The 15,056-nt window shown below is 61.9% G+C and carries 14 protein-coding genes and 1 tRNA gene; 10 read left to right on the top strand and 5 right to left on the bottom strand.

Annotation, left to right across the window (positions count from 1 at the left end):
• Positions 1-37: 37 nt before the first annotated feature.
• Positions 38-1,243: a carbamoyl-phosphate synthase small subunit gene (gene carA / locus M1E10_RS19350; protein ID WP_499174414.1), complete on the bottom strand. Its 1,206-nt coding sequence runs from the start codon at positions 1,241-1,243 to the stop codon at positions 38-40.
• Positions 1,244-1,566: 323 nt separating this feature from the next.
• On the opposite strand from carA, the gene M1E10_RS19345 reads away from it, so the two are divergent.
• From M1E10_RS19345 to M1E10_RS19320, 6 genes are all read left to right on the top strand, one after another.
• Complete coding sequence (locus tag M1E10_RS19345) at positions 1,567-2,016, top strand: GatB/YqeY domain-containing protein (protein WP_499177233.1); 450 nt, start codon at positions 1,567-1,569, stop codon at positions 2,014-2,016.
• 152 nt (positions 2,017-2,168) lie between these two features.
• Entirely contained in the window at positions 2,169-4,163 is a 1,995-nt protein-coding gene (dnaG, locus tag M1E10_RS19340) for a DNA primase (protein WP_499174413.1), read from the top strand.
• Between the two features lie 424 nt (positions 4,164-4,587).
• Positions 4,588-6,642: an RNA polymerase sigma factor RpoD gene (rpoD, locus tag M1E10_RS19335; RefSeq protein ID WP_499174412.1), complete on the top strand. Its 2,055-nt coding sequence runs from the start codon at positions 4,588-4,590 to the stop codon at positions 6,640-6,642.
• A gap of 159 nt (positions 6,643-6,801) precedes the next feature.
• Positions 6,802-7,782 (top strand): DUF930 domain-containing protein, encoded by a 981-nt coding sequence (locus M1E10_RS19330; RefSeq protein ID WP_499174411.1) that lies wholly within the window; start codon positions 6,802-6,804, stop codon positions 7,780-7,782.
• Positions 7,783-7,860: 78 nt separating this feature from the next.
• Complete coding sequence (locus tag M1E10_RS19325) at positions 7,861-8,283, top strand: YjbQ family protein (RefSeq protein WP_499174410.1); 423 nt, start codon at positions 7,861-7,863, stop codon at positions 8,281-8,283.
• 127 nt (positions 8,284-8,410) lie between these two features.
• Positions 8,411-8,803, top strand: coding sequence for a hypothetical protein (locus M1E10_RS19320; RefSeq protein ID WP_499174409.1), 393 nt, complete (start codon positions 8,411-8,413; stop codon positions 8,801-8,803).
• An 89-nt stretch (positions 8,804-8,892) separates the two neighbouring features.
• On the opposite strand, the gene M1E10_RS19315 is transcribed toward M1E10_RS19320, so the two are convergent.
• The gene (locus tag M1E10_RS19315) at positions 8,893-9,627 is read right to left on the bottom strand and encodes an SIMPL domain-containing protein (RefSeq protein WP_499177232.1); all 735 of its coding nucleotides are present in this window, start codon (positions 9,625-9,627) and stop codon (positions 8,893-8,895) included.
• 226 nt (positions 9,628-9,853) lie between these two features.
• On the opposite strand from M1E10_RS19315, the gene M1E10_RS19310 reads away from it, so the two are divergent.
• Positions 9,854-9,929 (top strand) — tRNA-Ile (locus M1E10_RS19310).
• A gap of 101 nt (positions 9,930-10,030) precedes the next feature.
• On the opposite strand, the gene M1E10_RS19305 is transcribed toward M1E10_RS19310, so the two are convergent.
• Entirely contained in the window at positions 10,031-10,702 is a 672-nt protein-coding gene (locus tag M1E10_RS19305) for a hypothetical protein (protein WP_499174408.1), read from the bottom strand.
• A 110-nt stretch (positions 10,703-10,812) separates the two neighbouring features.
• On the opposite strand from M1E10_RS19305, the gene M1E10_RS19300 reads away from it, so the two are divergent.
• From M1E10_RS19300 to M1E10_RS19290, 3 genes are all read left to right on the top strand, one after another.
• On the top strand, positions 10,813-11,052 hold the full coding sequence (locus tag M1E10_RS19300; RefSeq protein ID WP_499174407.1) for an XRE family transcriptional regulator: 240 nt from the start codon (positions 10,813-10,815) through the stop codon (positions 11,050-11,052).
• 93 nt (positions 11,053-11,145) lie between these two features.
• Positions 11,146-11,625, top strand: a complete 480-nt coding sequence (locus M1E10_RS19295; RefSeq protein WP_499174406.1) for a hypothetical protein — start codon at positions 11,146-11,148, stop codon at positions 11,623-11,625.
• Positions 11,626-11,633: 8 nt separating this feature from the next.
• The gene (locus M1E10_RS19290) at positions 11,634-12,116 is read left to right on the top strand and encodes a hypothetical protein (RefSeq protein ID WP_499174405.1); all 483 of its coding nucleotides are present in this window, start codon (positions 11,634-11,636) and stop codon (positions 12,114-12,116) included.
• Positions 12,117-12,147: 31 nt separating this feature from the next.
• Here M1E10_RS19290 and M1E10_RS19285 read toward each other — a convergent pair whose 3' ends face one another.
• Positions 12,148-12,348, bottom strand: a complete 201-nt coding sequence (locus M1E10_RS19285; RefSeq protein ID WP_499174404.1) for a hypothetical protein — start codon at positions 12,346-12,348, stop codon at positions 12,148-12,150.
• 154 nt (positions 12,349-12,502) lie between these two features.
• Positions 12,503-15,004, bottom strand: a complete 2,502-nt coding sequence (locus tag M1E10_RS19280) for a right-handed parallel beta-helix repeat-containing protein (protein ID WP_499174403.1) — start codon at positions 15,002-15,004, stop codon at positions 12,503-12,505.
• Between the last annotated feature and the right edge of the window lie 52 nt (positions 15,005-15,056).

Raw genomic sequence — 15,056 nt, 5'->3', positions numbered from 1 at the left:
CGGCGGGCCATTTCGTTTTGCGTCTGCCCTTCAGGGCCTAGCGTTCGGCGAGGGCGGCTTCGCCCTTGCGCTCGCGCACCATGTTGAGGAAGCGCTGGAAGAGGTAGTGGCTGTCCTGCGGTCCGGGCGAGGCCTCCGGGTGATGCTGCACCGAGAACACCGGCTTGCCGGTGACACGCAGGCCGCAGTTGGTGCCGTCGAAGAGCGAAATGTGAGTCTCTTCAACACCTTCCGGCAGGCTGTTGGAGTCGACCGAGAAGCCGTGGTTCATCGACACGATCTCCACCTTGCCGGTCGTGTGATCCTTCACCGGGTGGTTTCCGCCGTGGTGGCCCTGGTGCATCTTCGTCGTGGTGGCGCCAAGTGCAAGGCCCAGCATCTGGTGGCCGAGGCAGATGCCGAAGGTCGGAACGTCGTTTTCCAGGACCTGCCGGATGACCGGCACGGCATATTCGCCCGTTGCGGCCGGGTCGCCGGGGCCGTTCGACAGGAAGACGCCGTCCGGCTTCAGCGCCATGATATCTTCGGCGGAGGTCTGCGCGGGAACGACGGTCACCTTGCAGTCGAGGCCGGTAAACAGCCGCAGGATGTTGCGTTTGACTCCGTAGTCGACGCAGACGATGTGGTATCTGGCTTTGGTCGGGTCTGCATCCTCCAATTCTTCGTCCCACACCCAGGGCTTCTGCGTCCATTGCGAGGACTGTCCCGAAGTGGCTTCCTTGGCAAGATCCAGACCCTCGAGACCGCTCCAGTTGCGGGCCTCTTCCTTCAGCGCGTCGATGTCGAAGACACCGTTCGGGTCATGGGCGATGACGGCGTTCGGAGCGCCTTTTTCGCGGATCCAGGCGGTCAATGCCCGGGTATCGATGCCCGAGAGGCCGATCACGCCGCGCGACTTCAGCCACTCGTCGAGGTGCTTGGAGGCGCGGTAGTTCGAGGGCTCGGTGATGTCGGCCTTGAAGATGACGCCGACGGCGCCGCGGCGGGCGGCGGGTGTCAGGTCCTCGATATCTTCCTCGTTGGTGCCGATGTTGCCGATGTGGGGGAAGGTGAAGGTGACGATCTGACCGAGATAGGAGGGGTCGGTAAGGATCTCCTGATAGCCGGTGAGCGATGTGTTGAAGCAGACTTCGGCGCAGACCTTGCCGGTGGCGCCGACACCGACGCCTTCGATCACCGTGCCATCGGCCAGAACGAGAACGGCGGTGGGCTTCTTGCTTGTCCAGGGGGCTGTCGCGGTCATCTCTATCCTTCTGCCCGATCGGCCCGTCACTTGAAGTGGCGGGGATGCAGGGCCATTTGTGGTCGCAGAAAAGGGCGCGCCGGAATGACCCGCGCCGCCCTGAATACCTAAATCTCGTGCAGGTGCCGGAAAATAGACAAAGCGCGCTCAGCGGTCAATGTCAGCATCGTTCTTTCTACATTGGAAATCATACCCAGTGTTTTCAAGAGCTTGGATGAATTGATTTGATCAGGGGCGCGTGCTTGTCTATGAGGGCGGCCTGACTGACAAGGAAAAGCCGTATTTCAGCACTCGCTGCGGCTTCTCCAAAGGAGCAAGACATGATGCGCGATAAGCTCGCCACTGCAATGAAAGACGCGATGAAGTCCAAGGACAGCCGCCGTCTGTCCACCGTGCGTCTGATCCAGACCGCAATCAAGGACCGTGACATCGCCCATCGCGGCGCCGGCAAGGATCCGGTGAGCGACGACGAGATCATGCAGATCCTCCACAAGATGATGAAGCAGCGGGAAGAATCCGCCAAGATCTATCACGACGCCGGGCGCGCCGAGCTTGCGACGCAGGAGCGCGAGGAAATCGATGTCATCAAGAGCTTCATGCCCGAGCAACTGCCGGAAGACCAGGTGCGCCAGCTTTGCCAGTCGGTGGTCACCGAGACCGGCGCCCACGGGCTGCGCGACATGGGCAAGTGCATGAATGCGCTGAAGGAGAAGTATCCGGGCAAGATGGACTTCGCCAAGGCCTCCGGCATGGTCAAGGATCTGCTGAAGTAATCAGCATTTAGTCGATGATGAAAAAGGCGGGGCCGATCTTGGCCTCGCCTTTTTGTTTTCTGAGGTCGGTGCTGTGGATACCGGGCATGATGCGCTTTAGCATTGGCGCACAGGGGCTGCAGGTTCTATAGTTGCCGGGTCCCGAGGTGAAAATGCGCTTTTCCAACAGCTTTCTCGACGAGATCCGCGACCGCGTGCCGATTTCGGCCGTGGTGGGCCGCCGCGTGACCTGGGACAGGAAGAAGACCAATGTCGCCCGCGGGGACTACTGGGCCTGCTGCCCCTTCCACGGAGAGAAGAGCCCGAGCTTCCACTGCGAGGACCGCAAGGGCCGCTACCACTGCTTCGGGTGCGGTGTCTCCGGCGACCATTTCCGTTTTCTCACCGACCTCGAAGGCCTGAATTTCCCCGAAGCGGTGCAGCAGATCGCCGACATGGCCGGCATCGCCCTGCCGCAGCCCGATCCGCAGGCGGAGCGGCGCGAGAAGGAGCGCACGACGCTTCTCGACGTCATGGAACTGGCGACGCAGTTCTTCCAGGATCAACTACAGAGCGCTGCCGGCGCGCGGGCCCGGGCTTATCTGCGCGACCGCGGCCTCACCGGGCGGACGATCGAGACGTTCCGGCTGGGATTTGCGCCGGAGAGCCGCAATGCGCTGAAGGAGTTTCTGTCCGGCAAGGGCGTGCCGAAGGAGCAGATCGAGGCCTGCGGCCTGGTCGTCCACGGTGAGGGCATTGCCGTCTCCTACGACCGTTTCCGCGACCGCGTCATGTTTCCGATCCTGTCGTCGCGCGAGAAGGTGATCGCCTTCGGCGGCCGGGCGATGTCTCCCGATGCGCCGGCGAAATACCTGAACTCCAACGAGACCGAACTCTTCCACAAGGGGCAGGTGCTCTACAATTTCGCCCGCGCAAGGCGTGCCTCGCAAGGTGCCCCCGGCAGCCGCGACGTCGGAACGATCATTGCCGTGGAAGGCTATATGGACGTGATTGCCCTGCACCAGGCGGGCGTCGAGAATGCGGTCGCGCCCCTCGGTACGGCCTTGACTGAAAACCAGCTTGACCTCCTGTGGAAGATGTCGCCCGAGCCGGTGCTCTGCTTCGACGGTGACGGAGCCGGTGTGCGGGCGGCCAATCGGGCCGCCGATCTGGCGCTGCCGTTCCTGAAGCCCGGACGGTCGGTGCGCTTTGCGCTGCTGCCGGAAGGCAAGGATCCGGACGACATCGTGCGCCAGGACGGACGCGGTCCCTTCGACAAGGTGCTGGCCGAGGCCCGGCCGCTGGCCGAGACGATCTGGATGCGCGAGACCTCCGGCGGCAACTTCGAGACGCCGGAAAAGCGGGCGGAGCTCGAGGCGCGCCTGAAGCAGGTGGTCTCCGTCATCGCCGACGAAAACGTGCGCCGCTACTACCAGCAGGAGATGCGCGACCGGCTGCACGGACTGTTCCAGGGCAACAAACGGGGCGACGACCGGCGCTCCAATTTCCAGCCACGGGGCGGCAATAACCGGCCCGGCCAAGGGCCGACACCTGGACCGAGGGCGTCGGGACGAGGCCTTGCGGTCTCCGACCGGCTGGCGCGGTCGGGACTGGTGCGGGGACATCGCGACCTGCCGGCGCTGCGCGAAAGCGTCCTGGCGCTGACGGTCGCCAACCACCCGCAGCTCCTGCTCGATGATCACGACGAGATTGCCGGGGTGGAATTCGAGAACCGCGATCTGCAGCGCTTCTGGTCCTGCCTGCTGACAGCTGCGGCCAAGCTCGGCGCGCGCCTCAACCGCCCGAACCTTCGCGAGGAACTGGAGGAGAACGGGTTTGAATCGCTGATCGCCCTGATGAACCAGCAGATCCGCAACGCCCGCCTCTGGACGGCAACGGAGGAGGCGGACCTGCACGATGTCGTGCAGGCGTATCGGCAAGCCTATGCCCTGCATTCGCGCAATAAGGAGCTTCGCTGGCAGAAGATCGAGCTGGAGCGTGAAATCGCCGAGACTGCAACCGACGAGGAAGAGCGAGGGACGGCGCTGATGCGCGCCTTGTCGGAGGTACAGCTCGAGATCGGTCGGCTGGAAAATCAGGAGGCCATCATCGATGGTTTCGGTGTGATGTCCGGGCGGGTCAAGGGGGCCGCCGTCAGTCATGGCTAGAGGGCGCGAATCAGACTAGGCTGGAGGGAATGCCAATATTGGACCCGCTGAAGGCCCGCATTTGGAATGATGCTCTTGTCTCGGCGGGGATGCTCACTACATATTCGGCAAACATGTGCATGTGATCCTTGAAGCCCTCTAGAACGGCTTTTTCCACTTTTCCAAGCGGTTCGCCTTGGAAAAGCTTGACGGGGCGTTAATTTGTGGGAATCACCACATCAGGCGGAAAAGGTGGAATGGGTCAAGCACAACGGGCCACGATCGGCGAGCTGTGAACCAGTGGGTTCGGCAATCGGCTGCTATCGTCGTGGTAATCCGGAATTAAGCAACATTCCGTACGTGTTGAACAGTGATTCGCGGCTGGGCTCTGAGCCTTAGCCGACGGCCACCGCCGCGAGGTGGCGTTCAGGGAAAGCGAAAATATATGGCAACGAAAGTCAAAGAAAACGAAGAAGCAGAGACCGAGCGCGAAGGCACTCCGGATGGTCCGCTTCTCGACCTTTCCGATGACGCGGTCAAGAAGATGATCAAGGCCGCCAAGAAGCGCGGCTATGTCACCATGGACGAATTGAACTCGGTTCTGCCCTCGGAGGAAGTCACCTCCGAACAGATCGAGGACACGATGTCGATGCTCTCCGACATGGGCATCAATGTCGTTGAAGATGACGAGGCTGACGAGGCCCCGTCCGAGGACGACACTCCCGACGATAGCGACGGTGAAAGCGAAGGCGGCGAGATTGCCCCAAGCGCGGGCACGGCGCTGGCTGCCGCCAAGAAGAAAGAGCCGACCGACCGTACCGACGACCCGGTGCGGATGTATCTGCGCGAGATGGGCTCGGTCGAACTGCTGTCGCGCGAAGGCGAAATTGCCATCGCCAAGCGCATCGAGGCCGGCCGCGAGACGATGATCGCAGGGCTTTGCGAAAGCCCGCTGACCTTCCAGGCGCTGATCATCTGGCGCGACGAGCTGAACGAGGGCACGACGCTTCTGCGCGAGATCATCGATCTCGAAACCACCTATTCCGGTCCCGAGGCCAAGGCTGCGCCGCAGTTCCAGAGCCCGGAGAAGATCGAGGCCGACCGCAAGGCGGCGGAAGAGAAGGAAAGGGTCCGCAAGACCCGCACCGCCGCCAACGATGACGATGTGACCTCCGTCGGCGGCGAAGGCCTGCCGGGCGAAGAGGAAGAGGAGGACGACGACGAGTCGAGCCTGTCCCTTGCCGCCATGGAAGCGGAACTGCGCCCGCAGGTCATGGAGACGCTCGACACGATTGCCGAGACCTACAAGAAGCTGCGCAAGCTGCAGGACCAGCAGGTCGAGGCGCGCCTCTCCTGCACCGGCACGCTGTCGTCTGGCCAGGAGCGCCGCTACAAGGAGCTCAAGGATCAGCTGATCACGGCGGTGAAGTCGCTGTCGCTCAACCAGAACCGCGTCGATTCGCTCGTCGAGCAGCTCTACGACATCTCCAAGCGGCTGATGCAGAACGAAGGCCGCCTGCTGCGGCTCGCCGAATCCTACGGCGTCAAGCGCGACTCGTTCCTGGAGCAGTACCAGGGCGCCGAGCTTGATCCCAACTGGATGAAGTCGATCGCCAATCTGTCTGCCCGCGGCTGGAAGGATTTTGCCCGGGAAGAGAACCAGACGATCCGCGACATCCGCCAGGAGATCCAGAATCTCGCGACGGAAACCGGCATCTCGATCGCCGAATTCCGCCGCATCGTCTCGATGGTGCAGAAGGGCGAGCGCGAGGCGCGTATCGCCAAGAAGGAAATGGTCGAGGCGAACCTGCGTCTGGTGATCTCGATCGCCAAGAAGTACACGAACCGCGGCCTGCAGTTCCTCGATCTCATCCAGGAAGGCAACATCGGCCTGATGAAGGCGGTGGACAAGTTCGAATACCGCCGTGGTTACAAGTTCTCGACCTATGCCACCTGGTGGATCCGGCAGGCGATCACCCGTTCAATCGCCGACCAGGCCCGCACGATCCGCATTCCGGTGCACATGATCGAGACGATCAACAAGATCGTCCGGACCTCGCGCCAGATGCTGCACGAGATCGGCCGCGAACCGACGCCGGAAGAACTGGCCGAAAAGCTCGCCATGCCGCTCGAGAAGGTCCGCAAGGTCCTGAAGATTGCCAAGGAGCCGATCTCGCTCGAAACCCCCGTGGGTGACGAAGAAGATTCGCATCTCGGCGATTTCATCGAGGACAAGAACGCGCTGCTGCCGATCGACGCGGCCATCCAGGCGAACCTGCGCGAGACGACGACTCGCGTGCTTGCCTCGCTGACGCCGCGTGAAGAGCGTGTCCTGCGCATGCGCTTCGGCATCGGCATGAACACCGACCATACGCTGGAAGAAGTCGGCCAGCAGTTCTCGGTGACGCGCGAGCGTATTCGCCAGATCGAGGCAAAGGCGCTGCGCAAGCTCAAGCACCCGAGTCGGAGCCGCAAGCTGCGGTCCTTCCTGGATAGCTAGGCCGACAAGGCTTTAAACCCATCAAGCCCGGCCCTTCGCGGCCGGGCTTCTTTTTTGCGGCTGTTTTCCCGGTGGCTCTCGATCTTGCCGCCGTTTGGACCTACATCGGGCCTCATGCAGGATGAACCGGAAAAGCCGCGGAGCGACATGAGATGGGGCGTGCCAGCCTCCATCCTCGTGCATGTGGTGCTCGCCGCTGTCCTCATCTTCGGGCTGCCGCTCGAACTGCCGCAGTCTCCCGAGGAAGAAGAGGCCGTGTCGGTCGAGATTGTCGAGCCGCCACCCGAGCCCGAGCCTCCCGAACCTGAACCACCAGCGGCTGAAGAGCCCGAGCCGCCGGCGACCGAACCGGAACAGCCGGCGCCTGAACCCGAACAGGCTCCCCCGGAGCCTGCGGCGGAAGAAGAGCCCGCCGAACCTGCGCCCGAACCTCCACCGGCGACAGAGCCGCCGGAGCCGCAGACCGAACCGGAGGCGCAAGCGCCGGAAGAGCCGCCAACCCCTGCGCCGATACCGGTGCTGCGGCCGGTGATCGAATTCGGGGAGGAGACCACCGGACCCGAGGTCTCCCCGGATGGCGATGCCTCGGCCGAGGAGCGGGCGGCGCCGCAACCGACCGAGGAACCGGCAGAGGTCGTCGAACCCGAAGCGCCGGATGTTCTCGCCGCCGTCCCCGATGCCAATGCGGATGCAGCGGCTGTCGCCGCGCCACCGGAGGCCGTGGAGGCTGCGCCGGAGGCGGAGATGGAGGGAGAAGCCGCGGAGATACCGCTGGTCGCCCTGACGGAAGCAACGAGGCTGTTTTCCGAAGCGGTGACGGACGACCCGGTGGCGCAGACCGCCATGGGCAATCTGCCGCGCGGCCTGCGGGCGACACAGCTGTGCGAGACGGAGCTGACGGAACAACTGCGCAATGCCTCGCCCTCGCGCGATCCGGACTTCATTCCCCGGTCGCCCCTGGCGGACGGCAATATCCTGGAGCTGCGGCAGACTGCATTTCGTTCTCAAGGCCTGTGGTATGACCTCAGCTTCCGCTGCGAGATCGACGCGGATGCCACGAAGGTGATGGGATTTGCCTTCGGCATCGGCGCGCCGGTGCCGCGCACCGAGTGGCGGGCCCGCGGTTTCCCCGGTTCCTAGCCTTTCTCTCAGTCTCCTGTCAGAGGCAGGCAGGAGAGGTGAACGCCGCGTCTTTCATTCACCCACCGGAGGCCGCTCATGCCGCAGACCGAATTGACGATCCAGACCCGGGGGCAGGGGCTCTACGAATTCACCGACAAGGTCGTGGAGTTTGTCGGGCGGCAGGGGGTGGAAGAGGGGCTGCTGACGGTCTTTGTCCGTCACACCTCCTGCTCGCTGCTGATCCAGGAGAATGCCGACCCGGACGTGCAGCGCGATCTGAAGACCTTCTTTTCGCGGCTGGTGCCGCCGTCGGACGCGCCTGCGATGCGCTGGGTGACGCATACGATGGAGGGGCCGGACGACATGCCGGCCCACATCAAGGCGGCGATGATGGCCGTGTCGCTCTCCATCCCCGTCACTCGGGCAAGGCCTGTGCTCGGGACCTGGCAGGGGATCTATCTCTTCGAGCATCGCGACCGGCCGCACAGCCGCAGTGTCGTGCTGCATCTGTCCCGCTGATCCAAATGAACAGCTGGTGAATGCGCACTTCGGAATGCGTTCAGCCGCAGCGCACTAAGGTCTCCTCAATCCCGGACGACGGGAGAGTTCAACGGCGCCAGTTGCTGGCCCTTCTGGGGAGACATCCATGACAAACATTCTCATCAAGACCGGAATTGCCGCTCTGATCGCCATGACCGGCCTGTCCGCCACGGCGTCGACGGCGGCCGCCTCCGGACCGGAATTCCGCATCTTCGTGCAGCAGGGCTGGGACAGCCGCGGCGGCGACCACCATCGGGGTGGCGACCGCTGGGACGGCCCGCGCCACGACCGGGGCGACCGCTGGGAGCGCCCGCGCCATGATCGCGGCGGCCGCTGCTCGCCGGGACTGGCGGAAGCAAAGGCGCGTGACATGGGCCTGCGTCGCGCCCGCGTCGTCGATGTCGACCGGCGGACCGTCACCGTCGTCGGGCGTGACCGCCACGGTCGCGACCGGATCGTCTTCGCCAACGATCGCGGCTGCCCGGTGATCCGCCGCTAGGAGTTTCCAGAGCTTCCGTCTTCATTCGCCCGTCGACGGAGGAAGCGCCTCCGCCAGCCCTTCAAAAGGCCGGCGGGGGCGTTTTGCTGTTACTGCTCCAGCCCGAAGGTGACGTTGACGGTAACGCTGTAGGTGTTTTCGCCGGCAGCGACCGGAACGCTGTCTGAGGCTTCCTTGGCCATCGCCATGCGGTACATCGGCTGCGGCGGCATCTGCTGGTTGCCGCCTTCGCTGATCTCGATGACCGGACCGAGCCTCACGCCGGCCGCTTCCGTCAGCGTGCGTGCCTTGGCGAGCGCCCTTTCGACCGCCTGCTTGCGGGCCTCGGCCAGCGCTGGCTCCGGGTTGTCGTTGGTGAAGGTGATCTGGCCGCCCTGGTTGATCCCGAGCTTTACCGACCGGTCGAGAATGGCGCCCACCTTGGCGATGTCTCGCACCTTGACCGTCAGCGTGTTGGTGACTTCGTAGCCGACCACCTGCGGCGGCTCGACGACCCCGTCCTTCGGCTCCGCCTGCCGGTACTGCGGATAGATCGCGAAATTGCTGGTCTGCAGATCCTTGGGCTCGATGCCCTCGGCCTTCAGAGCCGCCATGACGGCGGCCATCGCCGTGCTGTTCTCGCCGACGGCGACTTCGGCGGTCTGCGAGTTGCGGACCACCGAGAAGCTGAGGATGGCCATGTCCGGCGCAATCGACGCTTCGCCATCGGCCGAAACGCTGACAACCGGCTGGCGCGCCCGGGCGCCATCCTGCGCATCCTGCGCCAGGGCCGGACCGACGGAGGCGAGCATCAGCAGGCCGCCGAGGGAGAGGCGGGACAGCATCCTGGCGGGCGAGGCTTCAGGCGTCTTGGCGGCCATGCCCGTGGAGGGGCGCGTGAAAGGGATGGACTGTTGCATCGGTGATTCCTCTTGCGGTGGGCGATCCGCCATAGGTGGGGGGTGATTGTGAAGCGAATGCGGCGGTGGCTTGAGGTGGCCGACGAATTGCGTTAGAGCGGGCGCCAAGGGCCGGCGAACCATTGCGCCACCCGATGCCTCGACAAAGGCAGGGCCTGTAGCTCAATGGTTAGAGCCGGCGGCTCATAACCGCTTGGTTGGGGGTTCGAGTCCCTCCGGGCCCACCATATTTTACAGTCTCTCTGGCTTTTACCCCGCCAGCCGTTGTTCAGTCGGGGCAACATATGGGGCAACATCAGGCGCATCGCCTTGGGTTGTGTTGCCCCAGCTAATGCCCGGCGATCGATTCCAGCAATGTTTCCATCTGGCCGATATCCAGCATCCAGCGATCGCTGCGATATATCTGCAGGAGCATTCCCGCTTGTGCCTGACGCGTGGAGAAATGTTGACATCTGAAGCTGAGAAGATCGTGGAGAGCTTCCCGCGATCTCGCCTTGACCTCTTTCCCCCAGGCTTCGTAAGTTGACAGCTCTTCGTCCGTCCTCTCCCGGTCATCATCGAGGCCGTCGGAAAATTCCCTCTCGGCCTCCTGGTACCGATCGACGACATCCTGAAGCTGCCTCCGTTCCGTCTCAGCATCATCTTCACAGACCCAGAAAAGCCGCTGCTCGGCGTCATGCGGGCGGATAGTCACGCTGAAGCGCATGCAATCTGGCCAGTTGGCCATCACCTCCGCAAGCTTGCGCCCATGGAACTCTGCAGCCCGCCACGGATCATTCGGCAACTCAACCGTCTCCAACTTCGCCTCACCGCGGTCAATGAACTGGCAGAGCATCACCGGGGGGCGCGGAGAGCTGGCGGGATTGATGTTCAACGCCGCCGCGAGTGGAACGCGGTCCAGCAGGGAGGAGATCTCATAGGCGAGCTCCCTTACGCGGTTGCGGATGTGGATGTCGGCGGGCACACCTTCGGCGGCGGCCGGAACTGTGTTGTTCGGCATGATCTATCTCCAGTTAAGGTGGGGTCCGCGTTAGCGAACTGATAACTATTTATCACTAGACAGGAACTGATAGCAAGTGCATCAGTGATAAAAAGATATCAGAGGCAATTATGAAGCTGCTCATCAAAGCCGGCCGTGACCTGGTCGGAATGACCCAAGCCGAGCTGTGCGAGAAAGCGGGCGTTCCGCTGATTACCCTCCGTAGGATTGAAGGGAAACCCGATCACGCCGGCTTAGTCTCCCAGGCGACCTTTGCGAAAGTGAAGGCAGCGCTCGAAGCTGAAGGTGTGATCTTCCTCGACGATGGCGCAATGATCGACGGTGGGCCCGGCGTTAGGCTGAGGAAGTAGGTTAACCAACTATTAAGGTCGCAGTTTCGTTTAATTGACTTAGGCACGCCCCATGTTCAATCTGCCCCATCAAGGGATGTGGGAAGATTTCAGATGAAAATGGTAATTGTGGCTATAGCTGCTGCGCTCTCGCTGACGTCTTGCGTGCAGTCGAGCGCGATGCGGGTTTCGCAAAACGAGGTGATCATACAGACCAGTGCGGAGTCCATGTGTGGTTCCACCGGCGCGCTGAAAGCTGCCGAGAAGTCAGCCGCGGTCGAGACCATCAAAGCCGGCTACGACAGGTACGTCATTACGGCCGCATCTGCCGCAAACAACACGTACGCGACCCAGATGCCAGGTACCTACAACACTTATGGCACTGTGAACTCGTATGGCGGTTTTGGCACCATGAATGCGACCACGACCTATACCCCAGGCGCGACGATTTATGGCGGCAGCCACGATCAGGCCATCGGTGTCCGCATGTTCAGAGAGGGTGAGCCAGGTGCCACTAATGCGGTCTCGGCACGTGAGACCCTCGGCCCGAAGTGGGAGACGATGGTAAAGGGCGGTGTCCGCATCTGCAATTGAGGGCGACGATGCCAAGCTGGATCCATATTTTGCAGGCGTTGCTTACGCCCGCCGTAGCTCTCGGGGTCGGTATGGTCGCTTATTTGCAGTGGCGTACGGCACATCAAAAGGTTGTGCTTGACCTCTTCGAGCGCCGGCTGGCCATTTATGACGAGGTGATGGATGCGGTACGCAAGGATGAGGTCAAACGCCTGTGGCCTTGTGAATCAAAGGCCATGTTTCTCTTTGGGTCTGATATCGAGCGACTTATTCGCGAAGTCCGCCACGCGTTTAACAGCTTTCAAATGCGACAATCTGAACTTCGGCGTACCGATCTTTCCCCCGAAGAGCGGCAGATGATCCACAATTCATGCGAAGAGCCATTCCACTGCATCAGTCATTTCCCGCAAACCTTCACCAAGGCGGTGATGCCGTTCATGAAAATGCACACTCGGGTTGTCGCAACCCCCGTTGAATGGTTGCGTGAACTAAACTCTGCCCGCCTTAGCTAGGCCGACGAGAAGCAGAAGTGACTAGCACGGATTAGGTCGACCGCCGCTCCATCGCCGCCGACAGCACGTTGAGGTGCTGGGTGAGCTGCAGCACTTGACTAAGGTTCACCGGCTCCTGACCCGCGAGGACACGTGCAATATCCTCATCGACAGCGGCTTGAGCGGCCGTCGCAATCACAGCTCTACGCTGCTCAAGCTCATCAATCGTGGGATCGAGAACTGGTTCGGGCATCGGTGGACTCCTTTGTAGTTGGGCGGGCTCAGAACAGCCAAGTGGAAACTCGAAAAGCCTCATTGAGGATCTTCAGCAGGATGGCCGGGATCATCAGGAACAACATCCAATTCGGGATATACAGCCACATAGACGTCTCCCTTGGTCCGCGGCGCTATACCGCTAGCGAAGGCCAAGCCTTCCATATCCCAGGAGCGCCGGCCGTGACGCACGTCCAACGCGGAGTCCCACCGGCAGGCGGAGCAGAGTGAATAAACTCATCTCCCGGAGCCCAAGCTCCCGTGGTCGGCGGTGCGGTGCCGCGGCGCCGGCGTTGGCCGGGGATCTCATTGTCGATATCGATCAAGGAAAGGAACCTGGTAGGAGCGTCCACGGAGCGGGATGGGCCGGTCGCACCGCCCCAGTCGTTGCCCCTGAAGATGCCTTCCTCGATTGCTCCCACGGCGAGAGCACCGACGTTCACCGGGAACGCGGGAACGGGCCCGCCCCATCCTGTTCGGTTATTGAGGACCTGCAGCCTGCCGACGGTCATCGTTGCGACGGTGAGCCTCATGAACTCTCGAGATCCGCTGGTGTTGAGCCCGCGCCCGATGCTCGCGTCGGTGATGATCTCGTCGACGCGGCCGCTATAAGCCAGTTCGATCAGCCCATTGATGCTGTCGGTGCAGTCATTCCCCAGAATTTCGAGAAGCTTGGCAGTGACGCCCGTTGCCAATAGGTAGCGGGTTAGAGCACCATCGGATTTGTTGTTCTTGACGAACAACTTTTCAAAATTCTGCACCGTGATGAAGTTGGCGTTGGTGCCGGCAGACCTGGAAAGATTTCGGCCGGTATTGCCCTCGATCTCCCCATACTTGGCCTTGGCATAGAAGACAGCACTGTTCTGATGAAGCGCAATGTCCTCAGCATAGTTGCCCTTCATTATCGCGGCGCCATCGTCGGTGCAGGTAATGTTGATGGCATAGGAGGCATTTGGATTGTCTGGGGTTCCGACGTTCCGAATGACGTTGCCTAGCACGAAGGTTCTTGCCTGATTGCCGCTCCCGCCAGAGATGCCGGTGTAGCAACGCGGGATGCTGAGGCGTTGATTGTGGCCATCCACGTAGTTTTGCGAAATCACGACATCGCCTGGGATCTCTATGCCGTATGTCGCTTCTGTTGCGTCCGTAGCAAAGTGGGTGTCGCCTTCAATCCCGAAGTGCGTCGCGCCGGTGATCGTATTGCCCGAGATGATAAGCCCCTTGAAGGCGGCATGCTGGATCCCTGCGTCCTGTATGTCATCGATGATGTTGGCGGTTACCACTGCGCCTCTCGATGAAAGATCGGGGTTGCTGAGGTCCAATTGGCCAGTAACGGAGATTCCGTTCCGGCTGGTACCGGGCACACCGTGCCACCCCATGCGCTGAAGGCTGTTGTGGGAATAGTCGACGTCAAGCCCGCCCATTGAAAGGATGCCTGTGTTCGGCAGCCCGACCATCCGGCAATTCCTGACGAAACCGCCCTTGGCGAAGTACAGGTGGATACCGCCGAGTTTCTCATTCGGGCCCAAGTTCATGGCGATATCGGAACCGTCGAACGTGACCCCATCGACGAAAAAGCTGTTCACATAGGTGGACCTATCCCGATAGCCGATGACCGTATCGACGCTCGGCGCAGAGGCCAGACCGGAGCGCAAGCCAGTCGCCGGATCCCCTGATACGATCATCGCACCGCCGGCAAAGGGGTAAGGCAGCTCAGTTGTGATGGTTGTCGTGTCGGGGCGGACCACTGATCCTGAGCCGAAACCGATAATTTTGCCATTTGACGGCAAGATGAGAGGCACGGAGACATCAAAGAGATAGTCGCCGGGCATGAACAGGGTGAGCCCTTTCTGAGCTGCATCTACAAGCGCTGCCTGTACAACTGCGCGATCGTTGCTGCCGTCGATCGGAGCGTAGTCTTGTGGCTTGGGCAGGCTCTCAATGCTGTGATCCTTCATCGCTGCCCAGGTACGGTGCAGCGTGACAATCTTCGCATCGTCATCCCGAGGCGTATTTTCATCAGCTAATACGAGCCCAGTAACGATCTCGGTCGCGCTGCGGGCAGCGTTCCATGCAGTTCCTGCACTGCTGGACGCTTCCGCTGCATGGGCGGCAGCCATGGCTCGTTGGGTGCTAGCAAGGCTGACCTGCTGAACTGCGTTCGCCTCTGCGGCCACGATATCAGGGCCTTCTCGAAGCTCGTCGCCGACCTTCATCAACGTGCGGCCGTCTCGGATACCAGTAGCCAGGGTGGGACCATCCGCGCCAGGCTTTACCTTGAGCGCACGCTTGCGATCGCGCGCGAGCTCCTGCACCTCAGCCTTAACCTCATCGAGAGCGAGGTTCTGATCTGAGATCCCAAGCGGGCCGCCGTTCGTGAAACGATTGCCTCGGCGAGGGGCTCGGGAACCGACCACTTGAACCGTCCCAGTCAGACCAGGCGCGAAGTTCACCCTCGCGTCGGTGGATATACCATCGGCGTATGAAGCGGTGACGGTGAAGTCCGTCCGCCTCAATCCGTCGTGGTAGACCTCAAGGTCCGAATTATCGAAAATGGGAAAGGTCGCCGCGAACTGAGCAGTCGCGACAACAGGGGCGTAGGTGCTGATGCGATCATCGGGTGCGGTAATGGACATGGCAGCAGATTGCCGTCCACATTTGCTAATCGCAAAGCACGGGCAAAACTCG

The organism is Rhizobium sp. PK7-22, assembly GCF_056530405.1.
This window is presented reverse-complemented; position numbering and strand designations above follow the sequence as displayed.

What these genes read in the sequence shown, in the direction of transcription:
- carA (WP_499174414.1), bottom strand. Translation starts at nt 1,243, where the DNA reads ATGACCGCGACAGCCCCCTGGACAAGCAAGAAGCCCACCGCCGTTCTC.
- M1E10_RS19345 (WP_499177233.1), top strand. Translation starts at nt 1,567, where the DNA reads ATGCGCGATAAGCTCGCCACTGCAATGAAAGACGCGATGAAGTCCAAG.
- dnaG (WP_499174413.1), top strand. Translation starts at nt 2,169, where the DNA reads ATGCGCTTTTCCAACAGCTTTCTCGACGAGATCCGCGACCGCGTGCCG.
- rpoD (WP_499174412.1), top strand. Translation starts at nt 4,588, where the DNA reads ATGGCAACGAAAGTCAAAGAAAACGAAGAAGCAGAGACCGAGCGCGAA.
- M1E10_RS19325 (WP_499174410.1), top strand. Translation starts at nt 7,861, where the DNA reads ATGCCGCAGACCGAATTGACGATCCAGACCCGGGGGCAGGGGCTCTAC.
- M1E10_RS19320 (WP_499174409.1), top strand. Translation starts at nt 8,411, where the DNA reads ATGACAAACATTCTCATCAAGACCGGAATTGCCGCTCTGATCGCCATG.
- M1E10_RS19315 (WP_499177232.1), bottom strand. Translation starts at nt 9,627, where the DNA reads ATGCTGTCCCGCCTCTCCCTCGGCGGCCTGCTGATGCTCGCCTCCGTC.
- M1E10_RS19305 (WP_499174408.1), bottom strand. Translation starts at nt 10,702, where the DNA reads ATGCCGAACAACACAGTTCCGGCCGCCGCCGAAGGTGTGCCCGCCGAC.
- M1E10_RS19300 (WP_499174407.1), top strand. Translation starts at nt 10,813, where the DNA reads ATGAAGCTGCTCATCAAAGCCGGCCGTGACCTGGTCGGAATGACCCAA.
- M1E10_RS19295 (WP_499174406.1), top strand. Translation starts at nt 11,146, where the DNA reads ATGAAAATGGTAATTGTGGCTATAGCTGCTGCGCTCTCGCTGACGTCT.
- M1E10_RS19290 (WP_499174405.1), top strand. Translation starts at nt 11,634, where the DNA reads ATGCCAAGCTGGATCCATATTTTGCAGGCGTTGCTTACGCCCGCCGTA.
- M1E10_RS19285 (WP_499174404.1), bottom strand. Translation starts at nt 12,348, where the DNA reads ATGCCCGAACCAGTTCTCGATCCCACGATTGATGAGCTTGAGCAGCGT.
- M1E10_RS19280 (WP_499174403.1), bottom strand. Translation starts at nt 15,004, where the DNA reads ATGTCCATTACCGCACCCGATGATCGCATCAGCACCTACGCCCCTGTT.